The organism is Humibacter antri, assembly GCF_054777235.1.
The window spans coordinates 60,224-85,406 of sequence record NZ_BAAHAW010000030.1; the positions used below are offsets into that span (position 1 = coordinate 60,224).

The window sequence follows — 25,183 nt, forward strand, 5'->3', positions numbered from 1 at the left end:
TGGGCGGATTCCCGGTCGGGGCCTGCACTGCAACGCCCGGACCAGCGAGAATGCTGCACGCCCGGACCAGCGAGAATGCTGCACGCGCGGGCTCGCGGCATGCCGCGGGATGGCGACGGATCGCTGACGACGCCTGCCTATGGTGGAAGCCGTGGCTGTGCGTGCGATCCGGAAGACGAACGACCGACGTCGTGTCGGGGCGCGAGTGCGCCTGGCTGCGCTCGGTGCCGCCGTTGCCGTGGCGATCCCACTCGTGACAGCGCTGCCCGCCCATGCTGAGGACTACCCGAGCTGGGGGGAAGTGCAGGCCGCCCAGGCCAGCGCCGCCGCAGCACAGGCGGAGTACACCAAGATCGCGGGCCTGATCGTGCAGCTTCAGCAGCAGGCCCAGGCCGCAGCGGCGGACGAACTCAAGAAGGCGTTCGAGTACACCCTGGCGAAGAATGCGCTCGACGCCCAGACCACCAAGCTTCAGTCGATCGATGAGCAGGTCACCACGGCTCAGAAGGATGCCCTCCAGGCGAAGACGCAGTACGGCAAGCTCGCGTCTCAGCTGTATATCTCCGGCGGGGGAAGTCTCACCGCCAAGCTGTTGCTCGGCAATGGCATCGGCAAACCGGCCGGCGGGGACCACAACCTGCTCGACCAGCTCGGAGCGATGAGCCAGCTCACGGACCACATGTCCCAGCTGCAGAACTACGCCAAGGAGAAGCAGAACGTAGTGACGTCCCTACAGGGGCAGGCGAAGCAGGCGGAAGACGTCCGCACGAGCCTCGAGCAGGATGCCAACACGAAGTATCAGGCGGCCCAGGCCGCGAAGGCAGCGGCTGATGCGGTGCTGGCCACGCAGGAGCAGCAGGGTGCGGTTCTGCAGGCGCAGGCCGCCAGCCTGAACGCCCAGGCCGCGACGCTCGCGCAGCAGCGACAGGTGGGAATCGCCCGCGATTCGCAAAACCAGAGCGCTTCCACCGGCGGTGGAAGCGACAGCAACATCGATCTATCGGCCTCCTGCACCGGAGGGTGCTCGCCCGGGGCTGCGCAGGCATATGCGAGCAGCATTCTTGGAAGCTATGGCTGGGGGGGCGACCAGATGTCCTGCCTCATCAGCCTGTGGAACATGGAATCGGGTTGGCGATGGAACGCCTACAACTCTTCCAGCGGGGCATACGGGATAGCGCAGGCGCTTCCGGCGAGAGAAAAGTACTCTTCCGCCGGGAGCGACTGGATGACGAACGGAGACACGCAGATCCGGTGGGGGCTCTCGTATATCTCGGACCGCTACACCACTCCCTGTAGGGCCTACGATCACGAGTTGGCGCAGAATCCGCACTGGTATTGATCCCGAGGGAATAGCGGGGCCACAGGGCAGGCTGAAGATGCAGTGAAACGCATAGGCTTTCTCTCCTTCGGACGCTGGTCTCCTGCGCACGGTTCCGTGGTGCGCAGCGCATCCGACGCCCTGCTTCAGACCATCGAGCTGGCCGTGGCCGCCGAGGAGGTCGGAGCAGACGGCGCGTTCGTGCGGGTGCACCACTTCGCGCCGCAGCTGGCGTCTCCGTTTCCGCTGCTCGCGGCGATGGGAGCACGCACGTCGCGCATCGAGCTGGGAACCGCCGTGATCGACATGCGATACGAGAACCCGCTGTACGCGGCGGAGTCCGCTGCAGCGGCCGACCTCGTCTCCGGTGGCCGGTTGCAGCTCGGCATCAGCCGCGGCTCGCCCGAGACCGCCGACAAGGGCTACGAGTCGTTCGGCTTCGTTCCCGGCGACGAGGCGTCGGATGCCGACATGGCCCGCGCTCACACCGAACTCTTCCGCGCGGCCATAGCCGGAGCCGGCCTGGCGTACTCGAACCCGGAGATGACCGGCCAGCGGATTCCGCTCGCGATCGAGCCACGCTCCGAGACGCTGCCCGAACGCATCTGGTGGGGAGCGGGCAGCCGCGCCACCGCCGTATGGGCCGCCGAGCAGGGCATGAACCTCATGAGTTCGACGCTGCTCACCGAAGACACCGGCGTTCCCCTGTCGGAGTTGCAGGCCGAGCAGGTACGGCTCTTCCGCGACACGTGGAAGCAGGCCGGCCACGCGCGGGAGCCGAGGGTATCGGTGTCGCGGAGCATCCTGCCGATCATCGACGACGAGACCCAGCGCTACTTCGGCCTGCGCGCCCAAGCGGATGCGCACGACCAGGTCGGCTACATCGGCGACGAGCTCGCCCGATTCGGTCGCAGTTACATCGGCGAGCCCGATGCCATCGCTGAGGAACTGGCGCAGGATGCCGCTGTGCGGGAAGCCGACACGATCCTCGTGACCGTGCCCAATCAGCTGGGCGTCGAGTTCAATGCCCGGGTGCTCGAGTCGATCGTGCGCGATATCAAGCCGGCCCTGGGCTGATCGCAGGAATCCTCTTCCTTGACGGCGGGGTCAGGAGCCGAGTTGGACGTACTAGCCGAGTTGGACGTACTCGATGACGCTACCGTCGGGGTGGCGGGCCACGAGTCGCAGGCCGTTCGGTCCAGGCGCCGGCCCGTCGAGCAGCTCGCCATCGGCGTCTTCGATGGCCTGCGCGGTCATGTCGATGTCGCGCACGGCGATGGTCGCGACGTGCGAACGTGCCTCTGCGTCGGCTCCTTCGACGAGGAGGAACGATCCGACCTTCGCCAGCCGCATGCCTCGAAACTCGAATCGGTGGGATTCGTCGAGGCCGACGATCGCCTGGTAGAGCGGGACTGCGGAATCCAGGTCATCGACGTAAACGCGCGCGAGCGCCGCGAGAACGTTGGCACTTGCCGAACCCATTGCACGTGCAACCTTTCTGGTCGTGACGATATTCCCGCGCTCGGGCGTGGGCTCGTCTCTCACCCGGCCCTCTTGTTGCCCGGTTCCTCACCATTCTGAGAATCTTCGGCGCTGTCGTTGACTCTCACACAGTGTCAGACTCCAACGTTGGAGGCGTCATGTTGTCCATCGGAGAGTTCGCGTCGATCGGCAGGGTATCCATTCGGATGCTCCGCCATTACGACCAGATCGGCCTGCTGCGTCCTGCACGGGTCGACGTGGCCACGGGATACCGCACCTACGCCCCGACGCAGCTGACTCTGCTCAGCCGCGTCGTGGAGCTCAAGGGTCTCGGGCTCACGCTCGAGCAGGTCTCGCGCGTCATCTGGGGCGACGTGGACGACAGCGAGGTCGAACGGATGCTGGAATCCGCTCGAACTGAACTGCGGTTCACGATCGCGGATGCCGAAGCGCGCTTGCGGCGCCTCGACGCGAGCCTCAAACGAATACGAGGAGAGTCAGTCATGCCCAGTTCTCAGACGATCACCGCCGAGGTGCGGTCCATCGAAGCCCAGCGGGTCGCCACCCTCACCCGCAAGGCGCCGGGTTTCGGCCCTGTCAACGTCTCGCCTGTCATCGGCCCGATGTTTCCGGAGTCCGCCGAGCGCATTCAGGCCGCCGGAATCGATGCGTTCGGACCCGCGGTCGCTCTCTACGAAGCCGACGAGTCCGGTGACGGAACCGGCGCGCTCGTGACCGCCGGCTTCGTAGTGCCCGAAGAAACCATGTCGATCGACGGGCTTGACGTGGTCATGCTCCCCGGCATCGCGCAGGCCGCGGTGACAGTGCATCGAGGCGAAGTCGCCGGGATCGGCGAGTCGTGGAACGCGCTCATCGGGTGGGCGCGCGAACACGGCTACGAACTGGACGGCATCTGCCGCGAGGTCTACTGGACGCCCGGCGACCGTCCACAGTCGGAATGGGTGACAGATCTCATCCAGCCCGTGCGCGTTGCCTGAGACCTGCCGCGTCAGAGTCCCGCGTCACCTGAAGCAGGTCTCACACGGAGCCGGTCCGGTCGACGCCAGACGCTCCCGCTGCCCGTCTAGTCTGGGCTCGTGCCACGACAGCAGCGCCGCCTCAGCTCCCTGCGCACAGTCGGACTGGCGTTCGTCGTCGCGGCGCTGTCGGTCGGGTCGATGACAGGATGCTCCGCAAACCGCGATACGCCCGTCGCCTCCGTCACCCCGCGAACCACGTCGACGGCATCCGCCAGTGCGACTCCGGCACCGATCCCGAGCCCGTCGCCGACCGCCAACCTGCCTGTCACTGCGCTGGCGGTCGGCGACTGCCTGACGAACCAGGCGGGATCCGACCAAGCGGAGGACATCCAGTTCCTGGTCGTGTCGTGCGCCCTGCCGCACAGCTCGGAGGTGATCGGGCTGCCGTCCCTCGGCAGCGGGGCATACCCCGGCGACGACGCCGTCGCTGGTCAAGCCGATGACGTCTGCGACTCGGTGTTCGCTGCCTATGTCGGTGTGAGCATCTACGACACGACGGCCATCGACGTCAGCGCCTACACGCCCGACCAGGCCGATTGGAGCTCCGGTCGCACTCAGGCGGTGTGCGTCGCCTTCTCCCCCGCCGGCGACACGCTCGGCAGCGTCAAGGGCATCGGCGCAGCAGCCCCGTCCGCCGCCCCGTAGTCCCCTCCGCCGTGACGTCGGCTGCCATGGCTGTCCCCGGTGCCCGCCGCTGCCGCCGTGTTCATACCGCCGTCGGGTGGTACGGGTATGCCGTGGCGTGGCGCCCGCCGTTCGAGCGGGGACAGCAGTGGGGTCCGGTACCAGAAGAGGAGTGCCTTCCGCACTAGATCAGACGATCGTCCTCGAGCTGCTCGCCACTGCCAACGCGCGTGGCACGGCACTAACCGACGACGCCACCCAAGCGGCAAGTCAACTACGCGAGGAGAAGTCCACGCGTCTTGCAGTTCGAGGTCGAGTGGCGACGTCAGTCCGGCCTGTGCCCCAAGAGCGCGGCCTGGATCTCACGGACCGTCACAGCGAGCACGCCGGTGACGAGCAGTCCGCGCCCCAGCGGGCCGGAGGGGTCCTCGCCCAGCAGCGGCAGACGCGACAGAGCCTGCCGGGCGCCGAGCGTCAGGTGATCCAACCGCAACTGAACCTCCGTGTGACGAGCCCCTTCCAGATCGGAGGCGGTAAGCGCCGCAGCTTTCGCCGCGTACGCAGCCGCACCCAACGCGTGCGCGCCCATATGCGCGACACTCGACGCCTGCACGGCGGCCCGAGCCGCCGCCACCGCAGCGGGAGCCTTTACCGACTGCGCAGTCCGACCCGCCTCGAAGCGGCGGCGACTCTCCCCCGCAGCATCGAGCTCACCTCGGCCGAACGCGCGGGCGCGAGCGATCCCGTCCCGCGCCCGGCCATCGTCCGGCGCTTCTGCCTCAAACTGAGGAAGCACCCGCTCTGCGCAGTCGGCTGCTCACAGTGCGACGAGACGACGATCCGCCTCGCTGAGCGTCTGCGGAGAGGCCATGCGCCAACTCTTCCACGGCCGACCGGCGCGGGAGCGCGCGTCGAGTCCGGGACGGTCGGCCCGAGTCAGAGCGGCCCGAACACCTCGCGCGGATCGGCGTCCAGCGCGAGCACATCGAGGACGGTGAGCAGTTTCCGTTCCTCGTACTGGAAGTGGGACTCCATGATGGCCGCGATCCCCTCCAAATGGGATCCGAGTCGATCCGGAGACTCGGTCCCTACGGTGGCAGCCTGCAGACCATCCACCAGTCCTGCGATCAGCGCGTGATCCTGCCCCAGCTTCCGCAACGTCTCACGCAGCTCCGGGTGCTGTGCGGCGATCACCGGGAACAGCTCGCGGTCCTCGCCCTGATGGTGGCCGGTCAACGCCGCACAGAAGCCGTGACAGAACAGCAGAAGGTCGCGGCTTGCTGGTCCGCCCTCGCCTTCCTCGGCCGCAGCTCGCGTCACTCGCAATGCATCGCGCAAACGCTGGTGAACGGCTCTCAGTTCATTGCTCCAGGCGATCAGCCTGGTTTTCTCGCCCTCAGTCACGAGAGGGCGAAGGGAACGACGTCATCATCGTCGTGCTCCTTCAGATCCCACGCCTCCATGCCTGACACTGCCTGCCACCAGCACGCGACGCTTCCCCCAAGCTACCGTGCCGGGCATCACCGGAACGCCGACTCGACGCCGATGCACTCCGCTCAACCTCGATCTGCAAGAGGCGTGGCCGCTCAAGCAAGGTGCTTTGGCGCGACCGATCAAGCGGTCGCGTCCAGCGCTTGTTTTCGGCGGGACAGGGGCGCGAGTGGAGCCGACGGCGATTGCTCCTCGGTCACTGCTCGGGGCTCTCTGGCTGCCTGTCGGCAGGCTTCTCCTGCGGCTCGACCGAGGATGGCGGCGTATCCGTGACAAGCAGGCCCCGCTTGACCGATCGCCACCGAACACTGCACCCGCCGGCTCGCAACCGTTCAGTTGCCGGCGATCTTGTGCATCTGTGCTGTCGCACTCTCGGTGCTCGTATGGATGAACTGGAGCAGGACTCGCAGCTCTTGGATCGTGTGGTGAGCGAGGTCCGCACGAGTCTGTGCGGCCATCTCGTCGAAGTAGCCGCCGATGCGGGCGATGCCGGCTGTAGTCGCGTGAACAACGACTCCTCGCCGGTCGGTATCGGACGGTTGCCGCGCCACGAAGCCCGCGCTTTCAAGGCGGTCGATCATCCGCGTGACGGCGCCGGTGCTCCGGCCCACCCGTCGGGCGAGTTCCCCTGCGCTTGCGGGACCGTGCTCATTGAGGAAGTGCAGGCACTGCACGTCGGTCGCTCCTATGCCGAGGTCCTCGGCGACCAACTCGGACAGTCGCCCGGTGACCGCGAACCAGTCGGGCAGAGCAGCGAGCAGTTGTTCGATCAATTCCGAGGTGCTGCCGGTGGCCTGGATGCCTTGATGCTGCTCGTCGTTCATGAGTTCTCCCAGTTTGCTGCACCATGCAGTTACTGCATGATATAACTACTTGGACCGCCTAATAGGAACGGACACGCATGTCTTCTCACACCGTCCTTGTCACCGGGGCGACGGGGCAGGTCGGTCGGCACGTAGTGCAGGGTCTGCTTCGAGCCGGTCGACGCGTCCGTGCGGTGACTCGCGACCCCGCACGATCGATGCTGCCGTCCGACGTCGACGTGCGAGCCGGTGACCTCGGCGAGCCGGAGAGCATTGCGTCGGCATTGTCCGGCGTCGATCGCCTCTATCTGTTCCCTGCAGGCAACTTGACGGGGGTGTGCGCAGCAGCGACGGCCGCAGGTGTCGACTACGTCGCGCTTCTGTCATCGGCCTCGGTCTCTCACGGTCGTTCGGACTACAGCAGCGCGCATCACCAGGAGGCAGAGCGGACTGTGCTCGACAGCGGACTGCCGCACACGTTCCTGCGACCCACGGCATTCATGGGCAACGATCTGACCTGGGCCCCCGAAGTCATCGCCAGCGGAACGATCAGCACCGCCTATCCGGATGCGGCCACCGCGCCGGTCGACGAGCGCGATGTCGCCGCTGTCGCCGTCCGCGCATTGCTCACCCCGAACGCTGTCAGCACTGCCATCGAGATCACCGGCCCGGAGTCTCTCTCACAGCGACGACGTATCGAATTGCTCGCGCAGGCCACCCAACGAGCGATCCGGCTCCTCGAGTTGACCCCCGATGCAGCCCGACAGCAAATGGGCGGCTACTTGCCGCCCGAGGCCGTCGACCTCATCCTCGGGGTGCTCGCTGCGGCACCTCGAAAGGCCAGCACCCGGCCAGCTTCGTCCGAACTGCTGGAGCGAGCGCCGTACAGCTACCTCGACTGGGCCATGCGCCATGCGGCCGCGTTCACCCCCACTCCACGTCCCATCCCCCAGGACTGACGATGCCCGCACGCCCACCCCACACGCTCGCCTGGGATCTCCCCGCTCTCGCCGGGCCGGAGACACTCGACCTGACCAGCCCGGCCTTCTCGAATGGGGAGCCAATCCCGCCCGTTCACGCCGCTGTCCGGGCGGGAGGCGAGAACCTCTCGCCGGCGCTCGCCTGGACCGCTGTCCCACCAGGTACCGCCCAGTTGCTCTTGATCGTCGAGGACCCTGACGCGCCCACATCCACGCCCTACCTTCACTGCCTCGCGCTGCTCGACGCATCGCTCGGCGCGCTCGATCACGGTGCCCTCAACCCGCCCGTGAGTAACGGAGTGCAGATGGCGCGCTCAGCGGCCGGCGATGGCTACTTCGGCGCCGCCCCACCAAAGACGCGCGGGCCGCACCGCTACATGTTCCAGCTGTTCGCACTGGCTACGCCGATCCGCTTCGAGCAGGGGCGCAAGCCCCGAACCATGCAGCTGACGGATGCCATCAGTGAGGCGGGCGAGGTTCTGGCGCGCAGCCGTCTTCACGGCACCTACCAACGGACGTGAACGGCAGAGGTAAGGAGGACATGAACGACCACAGCGCAACCGATCCGATCGAGGCACCCGTACGTCGATTCACGGGCCAGGACGGCACTCGCCTCGCCTACCGAGAGATCGGCGCTGGTCCCGCCGTTGTCCTTTTTCACGGGTTCCTGGCCACAGGGCGGCAATGGCTCGATTACGGACACGCCGGGACGCTCGCGGAACAGGGATACCGCGTCATCCTGCCCGAGCTACGCGGCCACGGCGACAGTGTGCCCTCGCATGACCCGCGCAGCTACCCTCCCGACGTCCTGACCGACGACGGACTTGCTCTCGTCGAGCACCTCGACCTCGAGGATTACGCATTGGGCGGCTACTCGCTCGGCGCGCGCATCGCACTCCGCATGCTCGACCGGGGCGCTCGCCCGACTCGCGCGATCGTCGCTGGCCAAGGGCTTGCCGCCGTCACCCGCACCTCCACCGGCGGCAGCACGCGAAACGCGCTAACGGCACTCGCCAACGACCAGCCGGTCGACGCCGGCTCTCCCGAGGCCGCTGCCGCGCAGTGGATCACCCACTTCGGTGCAGAACCGCGGGCCCTCTTGAACGTCCTTGATTCGTTGGTCGCGACACCTCTGGAGGTCCTGCGATCGCTCCGCACTCCCGCGCTCGTCGTGGTGGGCGACCGCGACTACGAGCACATCAGCGCACATGCTCTCGCGAAAACCTTGGCCAACGCCCAGTTCACGAGGGTGCCTGGCAACCACTGGACCGCTCTCACCGATTCGCAACTGACGACCGCGATCTCCCACTTCCTCACCGACTCACCGGGATCGGCGACAGCACAAGAGCAGAGGCTGGTCACGGCTGCCGATCCTCATCACCTCGACGCATCACAGTCAGCCGTCACGCGTGACGCCGAGCACAGCTGATAGATGCCGGCGATCATCGACGCCGACCTCCCGCTCACCACGACGAACGGGACGGAGCGCGCACCTAGATGAGTGAGTCCGATTGGCTGGGGCGGCGTGGAGGCTGTTAATCGCGGACGGAGGGTGTTAAGCCCTGTGTGTGAAAACCGACCTCAACACCCTCCTTGTCCCACTCTATGTCCACCTCGATGACCGGATTCTCCCGGCGATCGGCTTCTCGCGAGCGCATACGCCGGGCCGGAAGCCGGGGCTCAACGATGTCGAGCTGCTGTGCCTGCTGGTCGCTCAGCACCTGCTCGGGATCGCGTCGGACCGCAAGTGGATCCGGCATGCCCGCGCTCACTTGAGAGACATGTTCCCGAACATCCCGAAGCAGTCCGGATGGGGCAAACGCGTCCGCCAGTCCACCGCTCTGCTGTCCGCGGTGATCACCGAACTCGCCCGCGACACTCCGACATTCGGGGAACTCACTCGACTGGTCGACTCGACCCCGCTGCCCTGCGGGAAGTCACGGGAAACGGTGAAACGCTCCGACCTGTCCGGGCATGCCGGCTACGGCTACTGCGCGTCGCACTCCCGGTTCTTCTGGGGCTTCCGGCTTTACCTGATCTGCACTCCGGAAGGGATGCCCGTGATCTGGGGGCTGGCGAACCCGAAACTCGGGGAACGAGAAGTCACCGAAGCGTTACTGCGCCACGACCGGCACCTCATCGCCCCAGGACAGGTCATCGTCGGTGACAAGGGTCTCGCAGGACGCGAGTTCGAGGCCTTCGTCACCGACGACCTCGGCGCACACCTGATCCGCCCCGACCGCAAAGACGAAACCCCCCGGTTCGGGAAACTCGGCGGCATCCGGCAATGGGTCGAGTCCGTCTTCGACACACTCAAGGGTCAGCTCACCCTCGAAGACCACGGCGGACGCACCGTCGCCGGCGTCTACTCCCACGTCGCCGCCCGACTCCTCGCCCTCGCCGCCGGCATCTGGCACAACTGGCTCATCAACGCGCCGGTCAAACGCTCACTCATCGCCTACGACCACTGAAACCGAAAGGACTCACTCATCTAGTGTCCAGGAGGCGCCAACATCATGACCGTAACCGCAACATCGTTCGACGAGCCAGTAGATATCCGTCTTAGTGAGTGCCTGCGGTGCATCCTGTGTCGGCTCGATGAGCAGGGGCCGGGTGCGTGGATGCATGATCCGATCGCTGCCGCGGCCGTCGCACCCGCAAAACCAAGTGCACGCCTCGCGCAATCCCCGTTGCGATCGCTGAGCAACTCGTCGCCGACTGCTACGCCCGCATCAGCATCAACGAAGCCCAGTACGTCGGTCTCGCCAAGAAGGTCGAGCAAGCATTCGACGAAAGGTTCGCGGCACGCTCCGACGAGCTGGCGGAACTCGCCGCGAATCGTCGACGGCTCGAAGACGAGTCCGACAAGCTCCTCGCCGCGCACTTCGCCGACGCCATCGACCTCAACACGCTGAAACGTCATCAAGACCGCAGCCGCGCGGGGCTCGCTGACATCGATCGACGCATCGAGAACGAACACGACCAAGACCAAGACCAAGGCCCGCGCCGCCAGATCGCGAAAGCCCTACGCCTGCTGATCGACTGCCAGCACCTCTACAAGAGCACAGACGCCCACGGGAAACGTCTCGCGAACCAAACCTTCACCACCGGCATCGACATCAACGAAGACGAACAAGCAACCCTCCGCCTCGCGGAACCCTTCGCCGTCACAACAGGCGAGAACACCCATGTCAGGGGTTCGACCACGTCTCAAATTGTGGATCTGAGGGGACTCGAACCCCTGACCCCCTGCATGCCATGCAGGTGCGCTACCAGCTGCGCCACAGACCCTTGGATCGTCGGTCCGACGTGCGGAACAACCTCATCAGAGTACTACATCGCACCCGACCGGGACGAATCGGATGACGGTCACGCCTCCCGCGCGACAGACAACTCGAACGGCACCGTCGGGCAGTCCTTCCACAGCCGTTCCAGGGAGTAGAAGACCCGGTCTTCCTGGTGGAACACATGAACCACGAGGTCACCGAAGTCGAGGAGGATCCATCGCCCACCTGACCGGCCCTCGCGCCGTAGCGTCTTCGTTCCCGCCTCGTTCAGACGGTCCTCGACCTCTGCGGCGATCGCCATCACGTTGCGTTCGGAGTTGCCCGATGCGAGCAGGAACACGTCGGCGAGCGGCAACGGCCCCGACACGTCGAGCGCGACCAGATCGCTCGCCGCCTTGGAGTCAGCAGCCTCCGCCGCGAGCTGGAGCAGTTCGCGCGAGAGCGCGGACGCGGTCATTCGGATATCACCTCGTGGAGTCGGAAGAAGAAGCGATCGCCGATGAAGCGACCTCCAGAGAACTGTACAGACTCGGCTGGAAGGGCCTGCGTGAATTCAGCGAGTACAGATCAGAAGGCATGGAAGACGAAGCCGGCGACGAGCAAAGCTGCGACGCCGATGGCGAGGAAGGCAGCCGTCACAGCCAGCACGACCGGGAGCTTGTTCCCGCGAGCTTTCGGCGGCGCGATCATCCCGCGCGTCGATGTGTGCGTGGCCACCGCCTTGCTCGCACGCACCGGAGCGACACCGGATGTCGCCGGTGCGGCATCCGACTCTTCGAACAGCCGGTCGATGTCGGACGAGTCGAAGTGATCCGGGTGCTGCCCGGTCGCGCCCAGGGACTTGGGGAGGTCGATCGAGCCGGTCACGATCACCTCGCCGGTGCTCGTCAATGGCGAGGCCGCGAGGCCGACCGACGGGATCGACGGAAGGATCAAAGCGTTCGCCGTGGTAACGCTACCGGTCGACACGACGGAGCGCGGGGTGCCATCCGTAGCGTTCTCGTCGTCCATCGTCGACCAATGGCCCGCCCCGCGAGCACGTAGTTGCGGGTCGGTGGCTGGGCCGCTCGTCTGCGCCGCTCGGTCCGCCGGAACGGGCGCTGCTTCGGCCGGTGCAGCACCGCTCGGAGTCGACGATGGCTGCTGTCCTCCGAAGGCGTTCGGAAACACGATCGGGGACACCGGCGAAGCGCCACGGGCCGCTGCAGGAGTGGACACGGCGCTGACCGGCGTACGAGGGTCGGGCTCATCGATCCGCAACGGCATCGCCGGCGGAACCACCCGATGCGTCTCCTCTGCGGAACCTGCTGCGGGAGCCGAATGCGTCGGTCGAGCGGGCTCCGGGATTGAATCGGGTCGTGCGGGCACCGACTGTGCGGCCGACTCGGGCTGCACCGCCTGATTCGCGGACTGAGCCTGCATCATTGCACGCAATTCGCGACGAGTAAGCGGATGACCGTCTATCGGCGACACTGCCGGCACCGGCTGGTGGGCGGTCGATTCCCGCCCATCCGACAGGCCGCCGGAGGATGCTGGGGGCGATGGGACGTGCGACGGCGCCTGTGCGGGAAACGAATCGGCAGGGCGCGGCGCCTGATTCGAGGAGCGTGCGGGATCGGTCGCGAACGCTACCGTCACAGGAGCGCGTTCCTCCGCGGGTGCGGTACCTGTTGGTCCACCGGCATGGGAGGCGGCGAGGAGGCTGTCGAAGGAGAGGTCATCGTAACGCGGGGCGCGCGGTCGAAGCGGCGGGGCATCCGTCGGGACGGCATTCTGCTGTGACGACGTGTCGCGCTGTGCCGAGGCGAACGAGTATGGCGTGGCCACATCGGGGACCTCGCCCGCAGTCGTCGGTGCGACGGTGACGGCGCGACGTGAGACGGGAACCGGTTGCTGCACTGCCGCCGTGGAGTCGACTTCGCGCTCCGCTGCGCGCTGACTCTCTCTAGCCTGTCGCCGCGTCTGTGGCGGTTGGTCTGGCCACGACGTCATTCCACACTCCGGTAAAGGTGATGCTTGGAGATGTACTGGACAACTCCATCGGGTACGAGGTACCAGACAGGGAACCCCCTGCTGACACGGTCCCTACAGTCGGTCGACGAGATCGCCAATGCCGGAACCTCCAACAAGCTTACGTTGCGGTTGGGTAAACCCGTCACTTCGAGCTGATGTCCCGGACGACTCACAGCGACGAAATGGGCGAGGTTCCACAGTTCGTCGACATCGCGCCAACTGAGAATCTGTGCGATCGCGTCGGCCCCGGTGATGAAGTAGAGGTCCGTGTCAGGACGCGACTCCTGCAGGTCGCGCAGCGTGTCGATCGTGTAGGTCGGACCGCGCCGATCGATGTCTACGCGGCTCACCGTGAACCGCGGATTGGCCGCCGTGGCGACCACGGTCATCAAATACCGGTGCTCAGCCTCGGTGACGTGGCCCTTCTGCCACGGCTCACCGGTAGGGACGAAGACGACCTCGTCGAGGTCGAACGACTGCGCTACCTCGCTGGCGGCGACCAGATGACCGTGGTGGATCGGGTCGAACGTGCCGCCCATGACCCCGACCCGCCGGCGATGTCGCCCCGACGGCGCTGTGGTCGCTGACGGCCGCATAGAGAGCCCGGGTCAGTGGTCCTGCGACGACGGGTGACCAGCACCGTGGTGATACGCACCGGGTGCGCCCGCATGCTGCGCGGCATCCGGCTCCGGCCTGTGGCTGTGCCGGTTGGCGACGTCGCGGTAGGTCCAGGTCACGAAGGCCAGAGCAGCGAACACGCACAGCACCACGACGCCGAGCACCCACGGCTCGACCCCGAATACGGGCGGCTTGCTGGCCTCGGCTACGACTGCTGCTACGAACGACATGCGACTCATTTCCTCTCGCGGCGAATGCCGGAATTCAAGTCTACTCGCGCACCCGTGTTCACTCGCGCACCTGCGCATGCTCGCGCACTTGTGCCTACGCGCGAATCTGGCCGGTGCCGCGCAAGACCCACTTCGTGCTGGTCAGCTCGGGCAGGCCCATGGGTCCTCGGGCGTGCAGCTTCTGGGTGGAGATCCCGACCTCGGCGCCGAAGCCGAACTCGCTGCCGTCGGTGAACCGGGTCGAGGCATTCACCATCACGACCGCGGAGTCGACCTCGGCGAGGAAGCGCTCGGCGTTCAGCAGGTCGTCGGTGACGATCGACTCGGTGTGCTGGGTGGAGTAACGCCGGATGTGTGCGATCGCCTCATCGAGCGAGTCCACGACACCCACCGAGACGTCGAGACTCATGTGCTCCGTGGCCCAGTCCTCGTCCGTGACGGGAACGGAATCGGGGAAGATCGCCCGGGCGCGGGCATCCGCGTGCACCGTCACACCCCCCTCGCGCAGCGCACGCAGCACGGGCGGAAGCAGGCGGGATGCTGCCGCGCTGTGCACGAGAACGGTCTCGACTGCGTTGCACACGCTCGGCCTCTGCACCTTGGCGTTGCGCACTATGTCGACCGCCCACTGCTCGTTGGCGCTCTCGTCGAGCACGATGTGCACGACGCCCGCACCCGTCTCGATCACCGGGACCTTGGACGACTCCACCACCGTGCGGATCAGGTCAGCGCTCCCCCGCGGGATGAGCACGTCGACGCGTCCGCGGGCCTGCATGAGCCGGGTGCCGCCGTCGCGGCCGAACTCGTCGACCGTCTGCACGGCATCCGCGGGGATCCCGACACGAGAGATCGCGCGCCTGATCACGTCGACGAGCACACGGTTGCTCGATTCGGCGGCGCGCCCGCCGCGCAGCACGACAGCGTTGCCGCTCTTCAACGCCAACGCGGCGATGTCGACGGTCACGTTGGGGCGGGCCTCGTAGATCGCTCCGACGACGCCGAACGGCACTCGCACCTGCTGGATGGACACGCCGTTCGGCAGGCGACTGCCCCGCACCGACACGCCGACCGGATCAGCCAGTGCCACGATCTCGCGCACGGCGGTCGCAAGGCCTTCGATCCGCCGCTCATCGAGCATCAGGCGGTCGATGAGTCCTGTCGAGAGGCCGTTCTTGCGACCACGTTCGAGATCATCGGCATTCGCCGTGAGGATGCGCGCACACTCGTCGACGAGGGCCGTCGCGATGGCTTCCAGCGCCGCATTCTTCTGCACGGTGGTTGCGGTCGCCAGCGGAACCGATGCAGCCTTGGCCGCGTCGAGCTTACGATCGAAGACGTCGGCATCGACCGGTGAGGACTCGGTCGTGATCGTGCTGAAGGCCATCCCAGAAGTCTAATCCGGCGGAATCGACGCAGTCCGGGCAGCGATCCGCACGACGCATCTGCCCCACGCGTGCACCGACACCTCGTGCGAGATTCAGGCACCGAGGATGAGCTCACCCACCGACGCTTCCTCGAGCGGGTTCGACCCGATGGCGTGCGCCAGGAGCTCGGCGTCGCCGCCGCCCAGCGGGCAGCATCCCATCCCCATGGAGGTGGCGACCAGCTGCATGGATCCGAGCACGACGCCGACGTTCTTCAAGAGGAGCGAATAGGCGATTCCCTCGTACTTCCACGACAAACGTCGGAAATCGGCGGCGAGGACGACAGCCACCGGGGGCTCGGACTGCAGCACGGCCGCCTTCCCGGCGTCTACGAGCAGCCGGTCGAGGTCCTTCGCGTCGCATGCGACGGCGGTCAGCTCGTGCGCGACCGGATCGTACCGGTAAAGGCCGCGTTCGATTCCTTCGCACGCGCGCACCGCCAGGTAGGCGGTGAGTTCGTACATGCCGCCGGCGGACGGGTACGGCCTGGATGTGGTCTCGTAGTCTCGCGGATCCGTCGAAGCCGGGCGGCTCCCGCGCACTCTCATCGTGCGGAACATCAGCTCCCCCAACTGGGCGACAGTGGGGGCCTCCAGTGTGCGACGCGAAGTGCGGTCTTCCATGGCGCGCGTCAAAGGCACGTCGCCCGCCCGCAGGGCTGCCAGATCCGGACGCGGCAGCTGGATTCGCGTGCCGGATCGGCTCTCTCTCAGGGCCGGCGGCGCCGCGCTGGCTCCGGCGAACCTGAAGGTGGCACCGCGAAGCGCGCCGGCCCTGTCGGCGCGGGAACGGGTGTGCAGGAGAAGATCGTGAAGCTCCCACTGGACGAGAGGTCCGTCGCGGTCTTCGTCGAGCACACCATCGCCGTCCACGTGCCCGAGCAGTCCGGCCTCCAGCAGCGCGGCCACGAGCATCCCGATCGCATCGCCGCCGGACGGCGAATCGAGCAGGAGGCCGACGGACATCGGGGCGGCGCACGACGCCACGGCGGCGGCCGCTGCCGTGCCGACCTCGGCTCTCATGCTCGCGAGCGGGGATTCGAGCACCAGGCGTTCCCTGTCACGGTGCAGGAACGCGAACCGCGACAGCTGCACGCGCACATCCGCATCTTTGCGGAGGACGGCTCGGCTCTCCTGCAGGATCTCGGGGGCCGTCGGCTGGGTCGGGATGAGTTCGGCGAGCAGCTCCCCCCGATCATCGTGCAGGCGGTATCCGAACAGGCATCGTCGATGCGCGCGTCCCATCCACCACAACCATCTGGCCCGCCCGGCCGTCCCTGCGTGTTCGAGCAGGCGGTCGAGCTCGGTCTCGGATGCGGGCCCTTCCAGCAGCCGCCGCACGATCGCGGACTCCGGGGTGCCGGGCTCCGGCATCCTCATGGCCGGGCCCGGCCCGACGAGGAGGTGCTCTCCGGCGCTGGTCTCGCGTTCCTCGCACCGCAGAGCCAGGCGGTATCCGGAACTCACCAGAAGATCCCGATCGGATTGAGATCGGCTTCCGGCGTCGGCGAGTCGAGCCAGCCGAGTCTGACCGGGACGTCGTACAGGCGCCCAGGCGCGAATCGCGACCAGAAGGGCCGGATGCCGGGAACAACGACGCGAGCGACCGGCAGACCGATGTCCGGGCGCGTCTGATCGAGCACGTGCATCGCCATTCCCGCGGCCTCGACGCGTTGCCGGCACAGCGTCACATCGGCAGCGAGATCCGCTCCCGCGAGGCTGGGGTGATCGGCCAGGCGCCAGAGCGGTGCGGCCGCATCGGGCAGCAGATACGGCTGATTGGCCACTGTCGCGTTTCGCATCCAACTCTCCACCTCCCGGTCGACGCCGGCGTCGCGTACCTCCGGGCCGTCCCCGATGGGCGCGAGCTGGTTCAGCTCCGCCAGCGCCCGGAGCACTGCGATCTTCCCGTCGAGGTGAGCGCCGAATCCCATCGTGATGCGCTCTGTGGGGGCGTCGGTGCGACGGGAGAGCGCCGCGATCACCGGGATTCCCAGGTCGGTGGTGATGTCGAGCGCCCAGACGTCGCGCCCGCGTTCATGATAGGTGTCCACGAGGCGGTCGACCCACGGGTCGCCGATCCCGTGCAGGTCTACTGCCGGGCGGCGCAGGCGGTTGTACCACCACAGCGCGACGGCGTCGCGCTCGATGAGCTCCAGCGCGCCCTGCAGGATGGCCTCGGTCAAGGTATTGCCGGCGGCGCACCCGTTGGAGTCTGCGAACACGTTGTCGCCCGGTGCGCGCCAGCCGCCGTAGTAGCAGTACGTCGTCGGCAGGAAGACCTCGCGATCTTCGGTGAGCGACCAGAGCGAGGTCCAGTCGATCGCTGCGTCGGGGTCGAAGCGTCGCGGCACGGAGTTGAACCACGACCCGAGCGCATTGATCGCGTCGGCACCGACGAACTGGGCCTCGCTGTAGAGCATGCAGTGGTTGGGGTCGATTCCGGCATCGCCGAGATCGCGCAGCGACGCGCGGACCCGCCGCTCCTCCCCGGTCGCCATACCCGAGTAGCGTTCGAGTGCTTCGGCGAGCGCACCCGCCCTGGCCTGCTCCGCCGTGGTGCCTTTTCCCGCGGCTCCCGCGCGCAGCGTCCGTCTCAGCTGGAACAGGCTGTTGGGCGGAAGGCCCACGTTGGTGCCCGAGTACCACAGGTGCATCTCCGGGTCAGGCATCGGCCCGGGCTGGAGCCGGCTGACCGCACCCGTGATCGAGCTGACGTGATGACGATACCTGCGATAGGTGGACATCGGCGAGACCGTGCGCGACCCGCCGTCGTCCTGTGCGTTCGCGCGTTCGGGCACAGGTCGAACGGGCACCAATGGGGCTGGCGCGGGGTCACCGCACACGAGGCACTGCGGCCGCCGCACGACGACATGGCGTGCGGCGCTCCAATCTGTGATGTCGAGCTCGGTCAGGGTCGCGGAATCGGTTGGGGCGTCCTCGACCCTGGGCTGCCGCACCCCGCCCAGGATCTTCACGACCTCCATGGCCGCGACACGACCGGCCAACTCTGACGCATCGGGCCGAGTCACGACCGGCATGGTGACGGGGACGGCGTCCGGTAGCGAACTCAGATAGGCGTGAACACGGCGCAGCGACCGTCGACGCACCATCATGCACTCCCAGCACGGCGAGGCACCTGGCCGGAACAGAGGTCCGAGCAGGACGCGGCGTCCGGCCGGCTGCACGAGAAGCCACGGCATGCCCGCGGCCAGCGCGTACCGGTTCACATCGGCCAGCTCCGGCGTTGTTCCGTCTCCGGCCAGCACGAGGAGGAGGTCCGCCTCGAGTCCCGTGAAGTCGCCTCTGCCTGCGTCGACCACGGTGGCATCGGCCGATTTCAGCCCGGCCTCGGCGGCCGCGACCGTCGATTCGGGCACGTCCGAGGTTGCGTAGATGCCCACCCGTCGCCGTTCCACCGCGGCGGGTGCTTCGGCGGAAGCCCCCATGTCATCCCACCACGCCGCCTCCGCGAGTCGGGTCGGGGGTGCGCTCGGCACGAGCATGCCCCGGCGATGAAGGGACTGGATGGCGAAATAGACTTCGGCCGCGGACGACCGCCCCGTCAGCTCGTCGACGAGGTCGTTCGAGTCGCGCGTGCCGTCGATCAAGGGAGCCACGGCCTCGTAGACACTGCCACCCAGAAGAGTGACCTCATCGCCGCGGAGCGCGTACACCCCGTCGCCGGGGACGACTCGCAGCACGACGCGGGGGTCGATGCTCCACTTCGTCCGGCTGTCGCTCATCCCGCCGGTTCCGTGAGTGCCGGCACCTCGCGGCGCCACCGCCGTCTCAGCCATATGTTCCCTTCCTCATCTCCCGTTCGCATTCGCCCGCCGGATCAGGTCAGCTGCCTCCGTGCCTGCGCCGCGAAGGCGCCTCCGTACGCCATGAGTTCGTCGTAGGTGCCCGCCTCCACGACGCGTCCGTGCTCCAGGTAGTAGATGCAGTCGGCGGCCACCACCGTGCTGAGGCGATGCGCGATGATGATCCGCGTCGCCTCGACTCGCGCGAGACTGTCCGCGACCGCTGCTTGAGTGGTGTTGTCCAACGCGCTGGTCGCCTCGTCGAACAGCAGCACCCGGGGGTCGCCCGCCAGGGCTCGCGCGATCAGCAAGCGCTGCCGCTGCCCCCCGGAGATGGTCGATCCGCCCTCCGTGATCGTGGTGTACATTCCCATGGGCATGGCGCGGATGTCCTCCGCCAGTCCGGCGCTCTCGGCGGCCCGCCACGCATCGTCCACCGACACTCCGACCGAGGACCCGGCGATGTTCGACAACATGGTGCCGGGCAGCACATCGGCGGACTGCAGCACGACACCCAGCTGTCGGCGGATCGCGCGGATGTCCAGGCCGTTCAGATCCTGGTCGTCGAAGAAGACGGCCCCGTCCTCGGGTCTCTCGAAGCCCAGCAGCAGGCGACCCAACGTCGACTTGCCTGAACCGGATGGGCCGACCACCGCGACCGAGCTGCCCGCGGGGATCCGGATCGACACGTCGTCGAGCACGAACGGGCCGTCGGCACGGTAGCGGAACGAGACCCCGCTGAACTCGACGTCGCCGCGCAACCGCCCCGGGTCCGTGCCGCCCGCGTCGTCCTCGGTGGGCTGTGCGAACAACGGCGCGATTCTCTGCACGGCCGGTACGGCTCCCAGCACGAGCGATGCGGACCGCGACATGGCAAGCATCGCGAGCGCAACCTGTCCGTACGCGGCGTTCGCCGCCAGGAACGCTGCCGGTGACACCGTCGGCGGCTCGCGGAATCCCACGGCCGCGAACAGCGCCATCGAGGACACCACCGGGAACACGCCGCCGATGACGACCAGCAGGTTCTCCAGCCAGCGCACCGAGTCGCGCAGCGTTCGCTTGTTCGTGAACGCCGCAGCCCACACACCGAATGCACGTTCTTGTGCGCCCGAGGTCTTCAGCTTGCCGACGCCGCTCACGAGCTCGCGCGTCAGGCCGCTCACGGTGCCGCCGGCCGCTTCGACTTCGCGCTGCCGACGCACCTGCATGCGACCGATCACGGCCAGTGTCGCGGCCAGGGCGACCATCAGCACGGTCGCGACGATGCCGAGCTCCACGCTGTAGAACCAGATCAGGGCGAAGCTGAACACCGAGAACACGCCGCCGAGCAGGGAAGCCGCGGTGCCTCCGCTGATCAACTGCAATCCCACGTCGACCGACAGCACCCGGAATGCGAGATCCCCTGCCGAGTACTTCGTGAAGAACGCCGTCGGCATGGCCAGGACCCGGCTCCAGATCGCCGGGCCGAGAAATCGATCCAACCGTCCTCGGATGCGCAGCAAAGCGATCCCCGTCGCCAGCTGGAACAAGGCTGCCGCTGTCGCCGCGACGACGAGCGCGATCGTCAGCTGGAGGAGGAGCGGGCGATTCGATTGCGGAATGACCACCGCCATGATCTGCCCGGTGACCACGGGGACGGCGAGAGCCAGCAGGGACGCGGCGGCGCTGAACAGGACCAGTCTGACGACGTCGACGCGCGTCTCCGCGAAGCTCAGCGAGATGACGTCGCTGAGGCGGAGCGGCCGGTTCGGGAACGGCCGGTGCAGGGCGAAGGCGTGTGGCTCCAACGTCGCTGCGACCCGCTCGTCAACCATGCGGTGCGTGCCATCGGAGGGATCGACGAGACGGTAGCGTTGCACGCCGACCGGCAGAAGGGCGACAGCGTGGTGCCCCTCGGATCGGAACGCGACGAGGGCGCCGCAATCGGATCGCCACCATTCGCGATCCAACGCCACCCGACGGCTCGTCACTCCGCAGCTGCGGGCCAGAAGCGCGATATCGTCACCGGCATCCGCGGGTGTACGTGATGCAGGCATCCGGATGCCCTGCGCCACCGCCACGGCATGGAACGCCGCGGCGACGTTGCTCTCCCCGACGTGCGCCCGAGTGGGGACGCCCACGGGGGCGAGCAGCTCCTGGAGGGCGCGCAGCCCACCGGCGAGTGCCGAGCCGCGGCCCTCCGCTCGCGTGCTGACTCGCTCTCTGTCGCGCCGGCGCGTTCGCTCACGCGATGCCGCGATCGCCATCGACAACACGTGGTCGGGATCGGAGGGAAGCGGCGGCCCCCCGCTGGGCCCGGACGTGCCGTGAGTGGCGTTCAGGTCCTCTGCCAGCCCGTGCAGCCAGCGTGCTCGGTCTTCCGCCGCCGCGCCGGCTGTGCCTGGCTCCTCGACGACGACGCTGTCGGCGGTGCCTACCGCCATCAATCGGTACGCGATGTGGGAGTCGTCGATGCCGAACAACACGTCTCCCGGCCCCACCGAGGCGAGGTGCACACGCGGCATCGCCGGCTCGGACATGCCTTCGACGGCGAACAACTCGATGTCACCCCGCACGACGCGCCAGGCCCGCTCCGTCCCGACCAGCCACAATGGCTCGTTGGCTCCGAGCAGCGACCGAGTTCCCAGTTCCCCGGCGGGTCCGGCATCGCCGGTCATGCGGACACCGTGCCCTGGGCGGAGAACAGAGCGCTGTAGAGGCCCGACCGATCCATCAGCTGCTCGTGGGTGCCGCGTTCGGCGATCGTCCCGTGGTCCATGACGATGATCTCGTCGCAGTCGCGGATGGTGCTCAGCCGGTGGGCGATGATCAGCGTCGTGCAGCCACGTCGACGGAGGTTCCGGTCGATGCGCTCCTCGGTCGACGGATCGAGCGCGCTCGTCGCCTCGTCGAGCACCAAGATCCTCGGTTCCGTGGTGAGGGCGCGTGCGATCTCGAGCCTCTGGCACTCCCCGCCGCTGAAGTTCCTGCCTCCTTCGCGGACGTCGGAGGAATAGCCGCCGGGCCGCACCGCGATCTGCTCGTGAATGCCGGCATCCCTAGCGGCCCGCACGATGTTGGCTTCCGGGACCGAGGCATCCCACATGGTGAGGTTGTCTCGAACGGTTCCCCGGAACAGCGTGGTGGTCTGGTCCACCAGCGCGAGCGAGGTCGTGAGCGTGTCGGGGGTCCAGTCCTGTCGCGGCCGACCGTCGAACAGGATCTCTCCGGACCACGGATGGTAGAGACCCGCGACGAGGCGGGCGATCGTCGACTTGCCGCTCCCCGATCCGCCGACGATGGCGACACGGTGGCCGGGGCGCACCACCAGACTGATGCCGTTCAGCAGCGGCGGCTCGAGCGGGCTGTAGCCGAAGGTGACGTCATGGAGCTCGAGCTGCCCGATCAGTCGCTGCGGATCCTCGAGCTCGAATCCGCCGAGCATCGGGTCGACCGGATTCGCCAGCACATCGTCGAGACGCACGAGGTCACCGCTGATCTCCTGCAGAGTGCCTCCGAGCTGGACGAACCGGCCTATGGGCTCCGAGAACCGAGTCATGAGCAACTGGAAAGCGACCAGAGTGCCGATGCTCATGGTGCCGGCGACGACGTTCATCCCGCCGAGCCCGAGGATCGCCGCCGTAGTCAACGCCGCGAGAAGAGCGGGAACCACCGACAGCGGGAGGGACGCGACGCCGAGACGCTGCTCCCCCGACACGGCTTTCGCGTGCAGCCCTGTAATCCGCTCGAGCACGTCGGACGCGCGTCCAGCGGCCTTGATGGACTCGATGGTGTTCAAAGCGTCCATGGCTCCGCCCATGAGATTGCCACGGTCCTGCAACACGCGCAGGCTTCCGTCACGACGACGTCGGGCGACCAGTTGCAGCACGGCGACGTTGACAGCGGCCGCGGCCAGCCCGATCAAGGCCAGTTGCAGGTCGTAGCCGACGAGCACGATGAAGTAGAAGATCACCACACCCGAGTCGATCAGGGATGCCGCCACCTCGCTCGAGAGCAGCATCGCGACCCGGTCGTTGCGCGGCACCCGTGCCGACACCTCACCGCTGGAGCGCTGGGCGTAGAACGCCACCGGGAGTCTCAGGATGTGCCAGACGAAGACGCCGGAGGAATACAACGACAGCTTGGTCTCCAGACGCATCAGATAGTGCTGCCGCAGCGCGGTGAGCACGACGATCACGACCGCCGCCGCGGCCAGGAAACCGAGCAACGGCCAGACGGCTCCAGGGCGTTCCGCGATCAGCACCTGATCGACGAACGCCTTCGTCATCACGGCTGCGACCAGCCCGGGGACGACGAGACCGAGCCCGGCCAGGACGGCGAACGTCAGGCCCCCCAGAGAGTGCCGAAGCCGCCGTGCCAGCGCGGACAGCACGGCGGGCGGCTCACCCCCTTGTTCGAAGTCGGGTCCGGGCTCGGCTCGAATGACCACACCCGTGAACGAGCGGTCGAACTCGTCTTCGGTGACGGTGCGCGGACCGTGGGCGGGGTCGTTGAGGAACCATCGCCCGGGTGCGTAGCCCTCCACGACGAGGAAGTGATTGAAGTTCCAGTACGCGATCGCCGGCAGGGCGCCGACGCGCAACTGGTCCAGATCCTGCCGGAATCCCTTGGCGACCAGGCCGTAACCGCGTGCGGCCTTGGCGATGTTGCTGGCCTTGACGCCGTCGCGTGAGACGCCGCTGGCGTCGCGCAACTCGTCCAGCGGCACCCATCTACCGAAGTGAGCCAGAAGCATCCGCAAAGAGGCCGCACCGCACTCGGCCACCTCCATCTGCAGCACCGTCGGCGTGCGCACCCGACGTCGACGCGGCACGGTCGTCAGCCGACCGTCGGCACCCGCCCCAGTGCTTCCTGTCATGCTCAGCGCCTCTCCGAGGGGAAGAGCATCGAGACCGGATGGCGCGTCGCCAGGATGATCGTGGCGTTCACCAACGATCCTGCGGTGATCTGGGTGGGGGGGCCGTCGCCGGATGTCCACGCGTATCCCGAGGGCGAGGAGGAGGAGCGAGTCAGAGCCACTTCGATCTGTATGACGGGGTTTCCGCCGATGACTTGGGACGTGAGGTCAGGATTGTTGAGCAGCGCATTCACCCCCGCACGCGTCACCGGATACGAGCCCACCTTCGCCACAGTCCCGAGGAGCAGGCCGTACTGCTCGGACGGAACGGTCGTCACGGAGAGCTGCACCGGCATGCCGGGCTTGATCGGCTGGCTGGAAGCGACGGGCACGAACAGATACGCGTCCATGGGTTCCCCGGATGGTTGCAGCGTCACGATCGGGGCCCCGACTGCGACCTGGTCGCCCGGGTACGCGAGGATCTCGGTCACATGCCCGTCCTGCGTCGCCCGCACCGTCTCCGTTGCGCCCGTCGCCGTTCGTAACTCGGCGACGGGCGCGCCTGCTGTGACCGCATCCCCCTGCGTCACCAGCAGTCTCGTGATATGCCCCGCGTGAATCGCGACCGTGTTCGACGTGCCGAATGACGTGAGCAGTATCCCCGCAGCGGGGAACGTCGATTGAAAGGTCCCGAACAACGCCCATGCGATGAAAGCGACGAGGAGCAGCCCGATCGCCGCGAGCGACACCCAAGCGCGCGGTCGCGTGACTCGAACCGCTGTGTCGAGCTGCTCCGGGCTGGAGAGGCCTGCGAGAGCGTTCGCCCGGAACGGGGTGGCCGCCATCACGGCAGGCACTCCGAGTCCCAGTCCCTACAGCGAGAATCCGCCCTCCTTGGTTCCGCAGCACATGGTGGTGCACATGCCGCCGGAGACCGTGTCCAGATCCTCGTCGGAGAGCTCGGTAGGGCGCGCGGGCAGCACAAGGTGGATCACGTCGTCGGTGTCTTCCACGATGACGACCCGTTTGCCCTCGGGAACCTGGAATCCGGCGTCGTCGGCCAAGGTCCCCGTCGGGTCGGCGAGCAGCTTTGCGCGGTAGTCGGGGTCACCCCAGCTGTGGGCGATGACCTGGGCGAAGACCGTGTTCCGGTCGTACTGGTCTGACATCGTGTTCTCCTTCGCGCACCGGTTGGGCACCCTGCGTGCCCTACGCTGCTCCCACACTGCCG

The 25,183-nt window shown here is 67.4% G+C and carries 24 protein-coding genes and 1 tRNA gene; 8 read left to right on the forward strand and 17 right to left on the reverse strand.

Annotated elements, in window-relative coordinates; genetic code table 11:
• Window positions 1–151 precede the first annotated feature (151 nt).
• Window positions 152–1,339, forward strand: a complete 1,188-nt coding sequence (locus tag ACYVDK_RS13445; protein ID WP_460522554.1) for a coiled-coil domain-containing protein — start codon at window positions 152–154, stop codon at window positions 1,337–1,339.
• Window positions 1,340–1,381: 42 nt separating this feature from the next.
• On the forward strand, window positions 1,382–2,395 hold the full coding sequence (locus ACYVDK_RS13450) for an LLM class flavin-dependent oxidoreductase (RefSeq protein WP_460522556.1): 1,014 nt from the start codon (window positions 1,382–1,384) through the stop codon (window positions 2,393–2,395).
• Between the two features lie 51 nt (window positions 2,396–2,446).
• On the opposite strand, the gene ACYVDK_RS13455 is transcribed toward ACYVDK_RS13450, so the two are convergent.
• Complete coding sequence (locus ACYVDK_RS13455) at window positions 2,447–2,800, reverse strand: VOC family protein (RefSeq protein ID WP_460522558.1); 354 nt, start codon at window positions 2,798–2,800, stop codon at window positions 2,447–2,449.
• Between the two features lie 158 nt (window positions 2,801–2,958).
• Between ACYVDK_RS13455 and ACYVDK_RS13460 the strand changes: the two genes are divergently transcribed.
• Complete coding sequence (locus ACYVDK_RS13460) at window positions 2,959–3,798, forward strand: MerR family transcriptional regulator (protein ID WP_460522560.1); 840 nt, start codon at window positions 2,959–2,961, stop codon at window positions 3,796–3,798.
• A gap of 99 nt (window positions 3,799–3,897) precedes the next feature.
• Window positions 3,898–4,485 carry a septum formation family protein gene (locus ACYVDK_RS13465; RefSeq protein WP_460522562.1) on the forward strand — a complete coding sequence of 196 codons (588 nt, stop codon included), beginning with the start codon at window positions 3,898–3,900 and terminating at the stop codon, window positions 4,483–4,485.
• Window positions 4,486–4,789: 304 nt separating this feature from the next.
• Here the strand turns inward: ACYVDK_RS13465 and ACYVDK_RS13470 are convergent, their stop codons facing one another.
• The 3 genes from ACYVDK_RS13470 to ACYVDK_RS13480 form a co-directional block, all read right to left on the reverse strand.
• A complete protein-coding gene (locus ACYVDK_RS13470) occupies window positions 4,790–5,260 on the reverse strand; it encodes a putative immunity protein (RefSeq protein ID WP_460522564.1) in 471 nt (156 codons plus the stop codon).
• A gap of 140 nt (window positions 5,261–5,400) precedes the next feature.
• Complete coding sequence (locus tag ACYVDK_RS13475) at window positions 5,401–5,868, reverse strand: hemerythrin domain-containing protein (RefSeq protein WP_460522566.1); 468 nt, start codon at window positions 5,866–5,868, stop codon at window positions 5,401–5,403.
• Between the two features lie 419 nt (window positions 5,869–6,287).
• A complete protein-coding gene (locus tag ACYVDK_RS13480; protein ID WP_460522568.1) occupies window positions 6,288–6,779 on the reverse strand; it encodes a MarR family transcriptional regulator in 492 nt (163 codons plus the stop codon).
• Window positions 6,780–6,856: 77 nt separating this feature from the next.
• On the opposite strand from ACYVDK_RS13480, the gene ACYVDK_RS13485 reads away from it, so the two are divergent.
• The 4 genes from ACYVDK_RS13485 to ACYVDK_RS13500 all read left to right on the forward strand — a co-directional run bounded on the left by ACYVDK_RS13485 (window position 6,857) and on the right by ACYVDK_RS13500 (window position 10,209).
• Window positions 6,857–7,717: an SDR family oxidoreductase gene (locus tag ACYVDK_RS13485; RefSeq protein WP_460522570.1), complete on the forward strand. Its 861-nt coding sequence runs from the start codon at window positions 6,857–6,859 to the stop codon at window positions 7,715–7,717.
• Between the two features lie 2 nt (window positions 7,718–7,719).
• A complete protein-coding gene (locus tag ACYVDK_RS13490) occupies window positions 7,720–8,259 on the forward strand; it encodes a YbhB/YbcL family Raf kinase inhibitor-like protein (protein ID WP_460522572.1) in 540 nt (179 codons plus the stop codon).
• Window positions 8,260–8,279: 20 nt separating this feature from the next.
• Window positions 8,280–9,167, forward strand: coding sequence for an alpha/beta fold hydrolase (locus ACYVDK_RS13495; protein ID WP_460522574.1), 888 nt, complete (start codon window positions 8,280–8,282; stop codon window positions 9,165–9,167).
• A 139-nt stretch (window positions 9,168–9,306) separates the two neighbouring features.
• On the forward strand, window positions 9,307–10,209 hold the full coding sequence (locus ACYVDK_RS13500; protein ID WP_460522576.1) for an IS982 family transposase: 903 nt from the start codon (window positions 9,307–9,309) through the stop codon (window positions 10,207–10,209).
• A 20-nt stretch (window positions 10,210–10,229) separates the two neighbouring features.
• On the opposite strand, the gene ACYVDK_RS13505 is transcribed toward ACYVDK_RS13500, so the two are convergent.
• From ACYVDK_RS13505 to ACYVDK_RS13565, 13 genes are all read right to left on the reverse strand, one after another.
• Window positions 10,230–10,718 (reverse strand): hypothetical protein, encoded by a 489-nt coding sequence (locus ACYVDK_RS13505; protein ID WP_460522578.1) that lies wholly within the window; start codon window positions 10,716–10,718, stop codon window positions 10,230–10,232.
• A gap of 238 nt (window positions 10,719–10,956) precedes the next feature.
• Window positions 10,957–11,029 (reverse strand) — tRNA-Ala (locus ACYVDK_RS13510).
• A gap of 78 nt (window positions 11,030–11,107) precedes the next feature.
• Complete coding sequence (rsfS, locus tag ACYVDK_RS13515) at window positions 11,108–11,482, reverse strand: RsfS/YbeB/iojap family protein (protein ID WP_460522580.1); 375 nt, start codon at window positions 11,480–11,482, stop codon at window positions 11,108–11,110.
• A 110-nt stretch (window positions 11,483–11,592) separates the two neighbouring features.
• Entirely contained in the window at window positions 11,593–12,207 is a 615-nt protein-coding gene (locus tag ACYVDK_RS13520) for a hypothetical protein (RefSeq protein WP_460522582.1), read from the reverse strand.
• An 806-nt stretch (window positions 12,208–13,013) separates the two neighbouring features.
• Window positions 13,014–13,634, reverse strand: a complete 621-nt coding sequence (gene nadD, locus ACYVDK_RS13525) for a nicotinate-nucleotide adenylyltransferase (RefSeq protein ID WP_460522584.1) — start codon at window positions 13,632–13,634, stop codon at window positions 13,014–13,016.
• A gap of 12 nt (window positions 13,635–13,646) precedes the next feature.
• Entirely contained in the window at window positions 13,647–13,886 is a 240-nt protein-coding gene (locus ACYVDK_RS13530; RefSeq protein ID WP_460522586.1) for a hypothetical protein, read from the reverse strand.
• A 94-nt stretch (window positions 13,887–13,980) separates the two neighbouring features.
• A complete protein-coding gene (locus ACYVDK_RS13535) occupies window positions 13,981–15,270 on the reverse strand; it encodes a gamma-glutamyl-phosphate reductase (protein WP_460522588.1) in 1,290 nt (429 codons plus the stop codon).
• A 93-nt stretch (window positions 15,271–15,363) separates the two neighbouring features.
• Window positions 15,364–16,776 carry a SagB family peptide dehydrogenase gene (locus ACYVDK_RS13540; RefSeq protein ID WP_460522590.1) on the reverse strand — a complete coding sequence of 471 codons (1,413 nt, stop codon included), beginning with the start codon at window positions 16,774–16,776 and terminating at the stop codon, window positions 15,364–15,366.
• On the reverse strand, window positions 16,773–19,055 hold the full coding sequence (locus ACYVDK_RS13545) for a TOMM precursor leader peptide-binding protein (protein WP_460522592.1): 2,283 nt from the start codon (window positions 19,053–19,055) through the stop codon (window positions 16,773–16,775). Before ACYVDK_RS13545 ends, ACYVDK_RS13540 begins: the two co-directional genes overlap by 4 nt.
• A gap of 95 nt (window positions 19,056–19,150) precedes the next feature.
• On the reverse strand, window positions 19,151–21,772 hold the full coding sequence (locus ACYVDK_RS13550; protein ID WP_460522594.1) for an NHLP family bacteriocin export ABC transporter permease/ATPase subunit: 2,622 nt from the start codon (window positions 21,770–21,772) through the stop codon (window positions 19,151–19,153).
• Complete coding sequence (locus ACYVDK_RS13555) at window positions 21,769–23,973, reverse strand: NHLP family bacteriocin export ABC transporter peptidase/permease/ATPase subunit (RefSeq protein ID WP_460522596.1); 2,205 nt, start codon at window positions 23,971–23,973, stop codon at window positions 21,769–21,771. The genes ACYVDK_RS13550 and ACYVDK_RS13555 overlap by 4 nt, the downstream gene beginning before the upstream one ends.
• Window positions 23,974–23,975: 2 nt before the next feature.
• Complete coding sequence (locus ACYVDK_RS13560; protein ID WP_460522597.1) at window positions 23,976–24,809, reverse strand: HlyD family efflux transporter periplasmic adaptor subunit; 834 nt, start codon at window positions 24,807–24,809, stop codon at window positions 23,976–23,978.
• A gap of 15 nt (window positions 24,810–24,824) precedes the next feature.
• Entirely contained in the window at window positions 24,825–25,121 is a 297-nt protein-coding gene (locus tag ACYVDK_RS13565; RefSeq protein WP_460522599.1) for an NHLP leader peptide family RiPP precursor, read from the reverse strand.
• Window positions 25,122–25,183: the final 62 nt, after the last annotated feature.

Excerpts from the sequence above, each read along its gene's own strand:
- ACYVDK_RS13535 (WP_460522588.1), bottom strand. The coding sequence starts at position 15,270 with ATGGCCTTCAGCACGATCACGACCGAGTCCTCACCGGTCGATGCCGAC.
- ACYVDK_RS13485 (WP_460522570.1), top strand. The coding sequence starts at position 6,857 with ATGTCTTCTCACACCGTCCTTGTCACCGGGGCGACGGGGCAGGTCGGT.
- ACYVDK_RS13495 (WP_460522574.1), top strand. The coding sequence starts at position 8,280 with ATGAACGACCACAGCGCAACCGATCCGATCGAGGCACCCGTACGTCGA.
- ACYVDK_RS13455 (WP_460522558.1), bottom strand. The coding sequence starts at position 2,800 with ATGGGTTCGGCAAGTGCCAACGTTCTCGCGGCGCTCGCGCGCGTTTAC.
- ACYVDK_RS13460 (WP_460522560.1), top strand. The coding sequence starts at position 2,959 with ATGTTGTCCATCGGAGAGTTCGCGTCGATCGGCAGGGTATCCATTCGG.
- ACYVDK_RS13530 (WP_460522586.1), bottom strand. The coding sequence starts at position 13,886 with ATGTCGTTCGTAGCAGCAGTCGTAGCCGAGGCCAGCAAGCCGCCCGTA.
- ACYVDK_RS13550 (WP_460522594.1), bottom strand. The coding sequence starts at position 21,772 with ATGACCGGCGATGCCGGACCCGCCGGGGAACTGGGAACTCGGTCGCTG.
- ACYVDK_RS13555 (WP_460522596.1), bottom strand. The coding sequence starts at position 23,973 with ATGACAGGAAGCACTGGGGCGGGTGCCGACGGTCGGCTGACGACCGTG.
- nadD (WP_460522584.1), bottom strand. The coding sequence starts at position 13,634 with ATGCGGCCGTCAGCGACCACAGCGCCGTCGGGGCGACATCGCCGGCGG.
- ACYVDK_RS13545 (WP_460522592.1), bottom strand. The coding sequence starts at position 19,055 with ATGAGCGACAGCCGGACGAAGTGGAGCATCGACCCCCGCGTCGTGCTG.
- ACYVDK_RS13490 (WP_460522572.1), top strand. The coding sequence starts at position 7,720 with ATGCCCGCACGCCCACCCCACACGCTCGCCTGGGATCTCCCCGCTCTC.
- ACYVDK_RS13565 (WP_460522599.1), bottom strand. The coding sequence starts at position 25,121 with ATGTCAGACCAGTACGACCGGAACACGGTCTTCGCCCAGGTCATCGCC.
- rsfS (WP_460522580.1), bottom strand. The coding sequence starts at position 11,482 with ATGACCGCGTCCGCGCTCTCGCGCGAACTGCTCCAGCTCGCGGCGGAG.
- ACYVDK_RS13480 (WP_460522568.1), bottom strand. The coding sequence starts at position 6,779 with ATGAACGACGAGCAGCATCAAGGCATCCAGGCCACCGGCAGCACCTCG.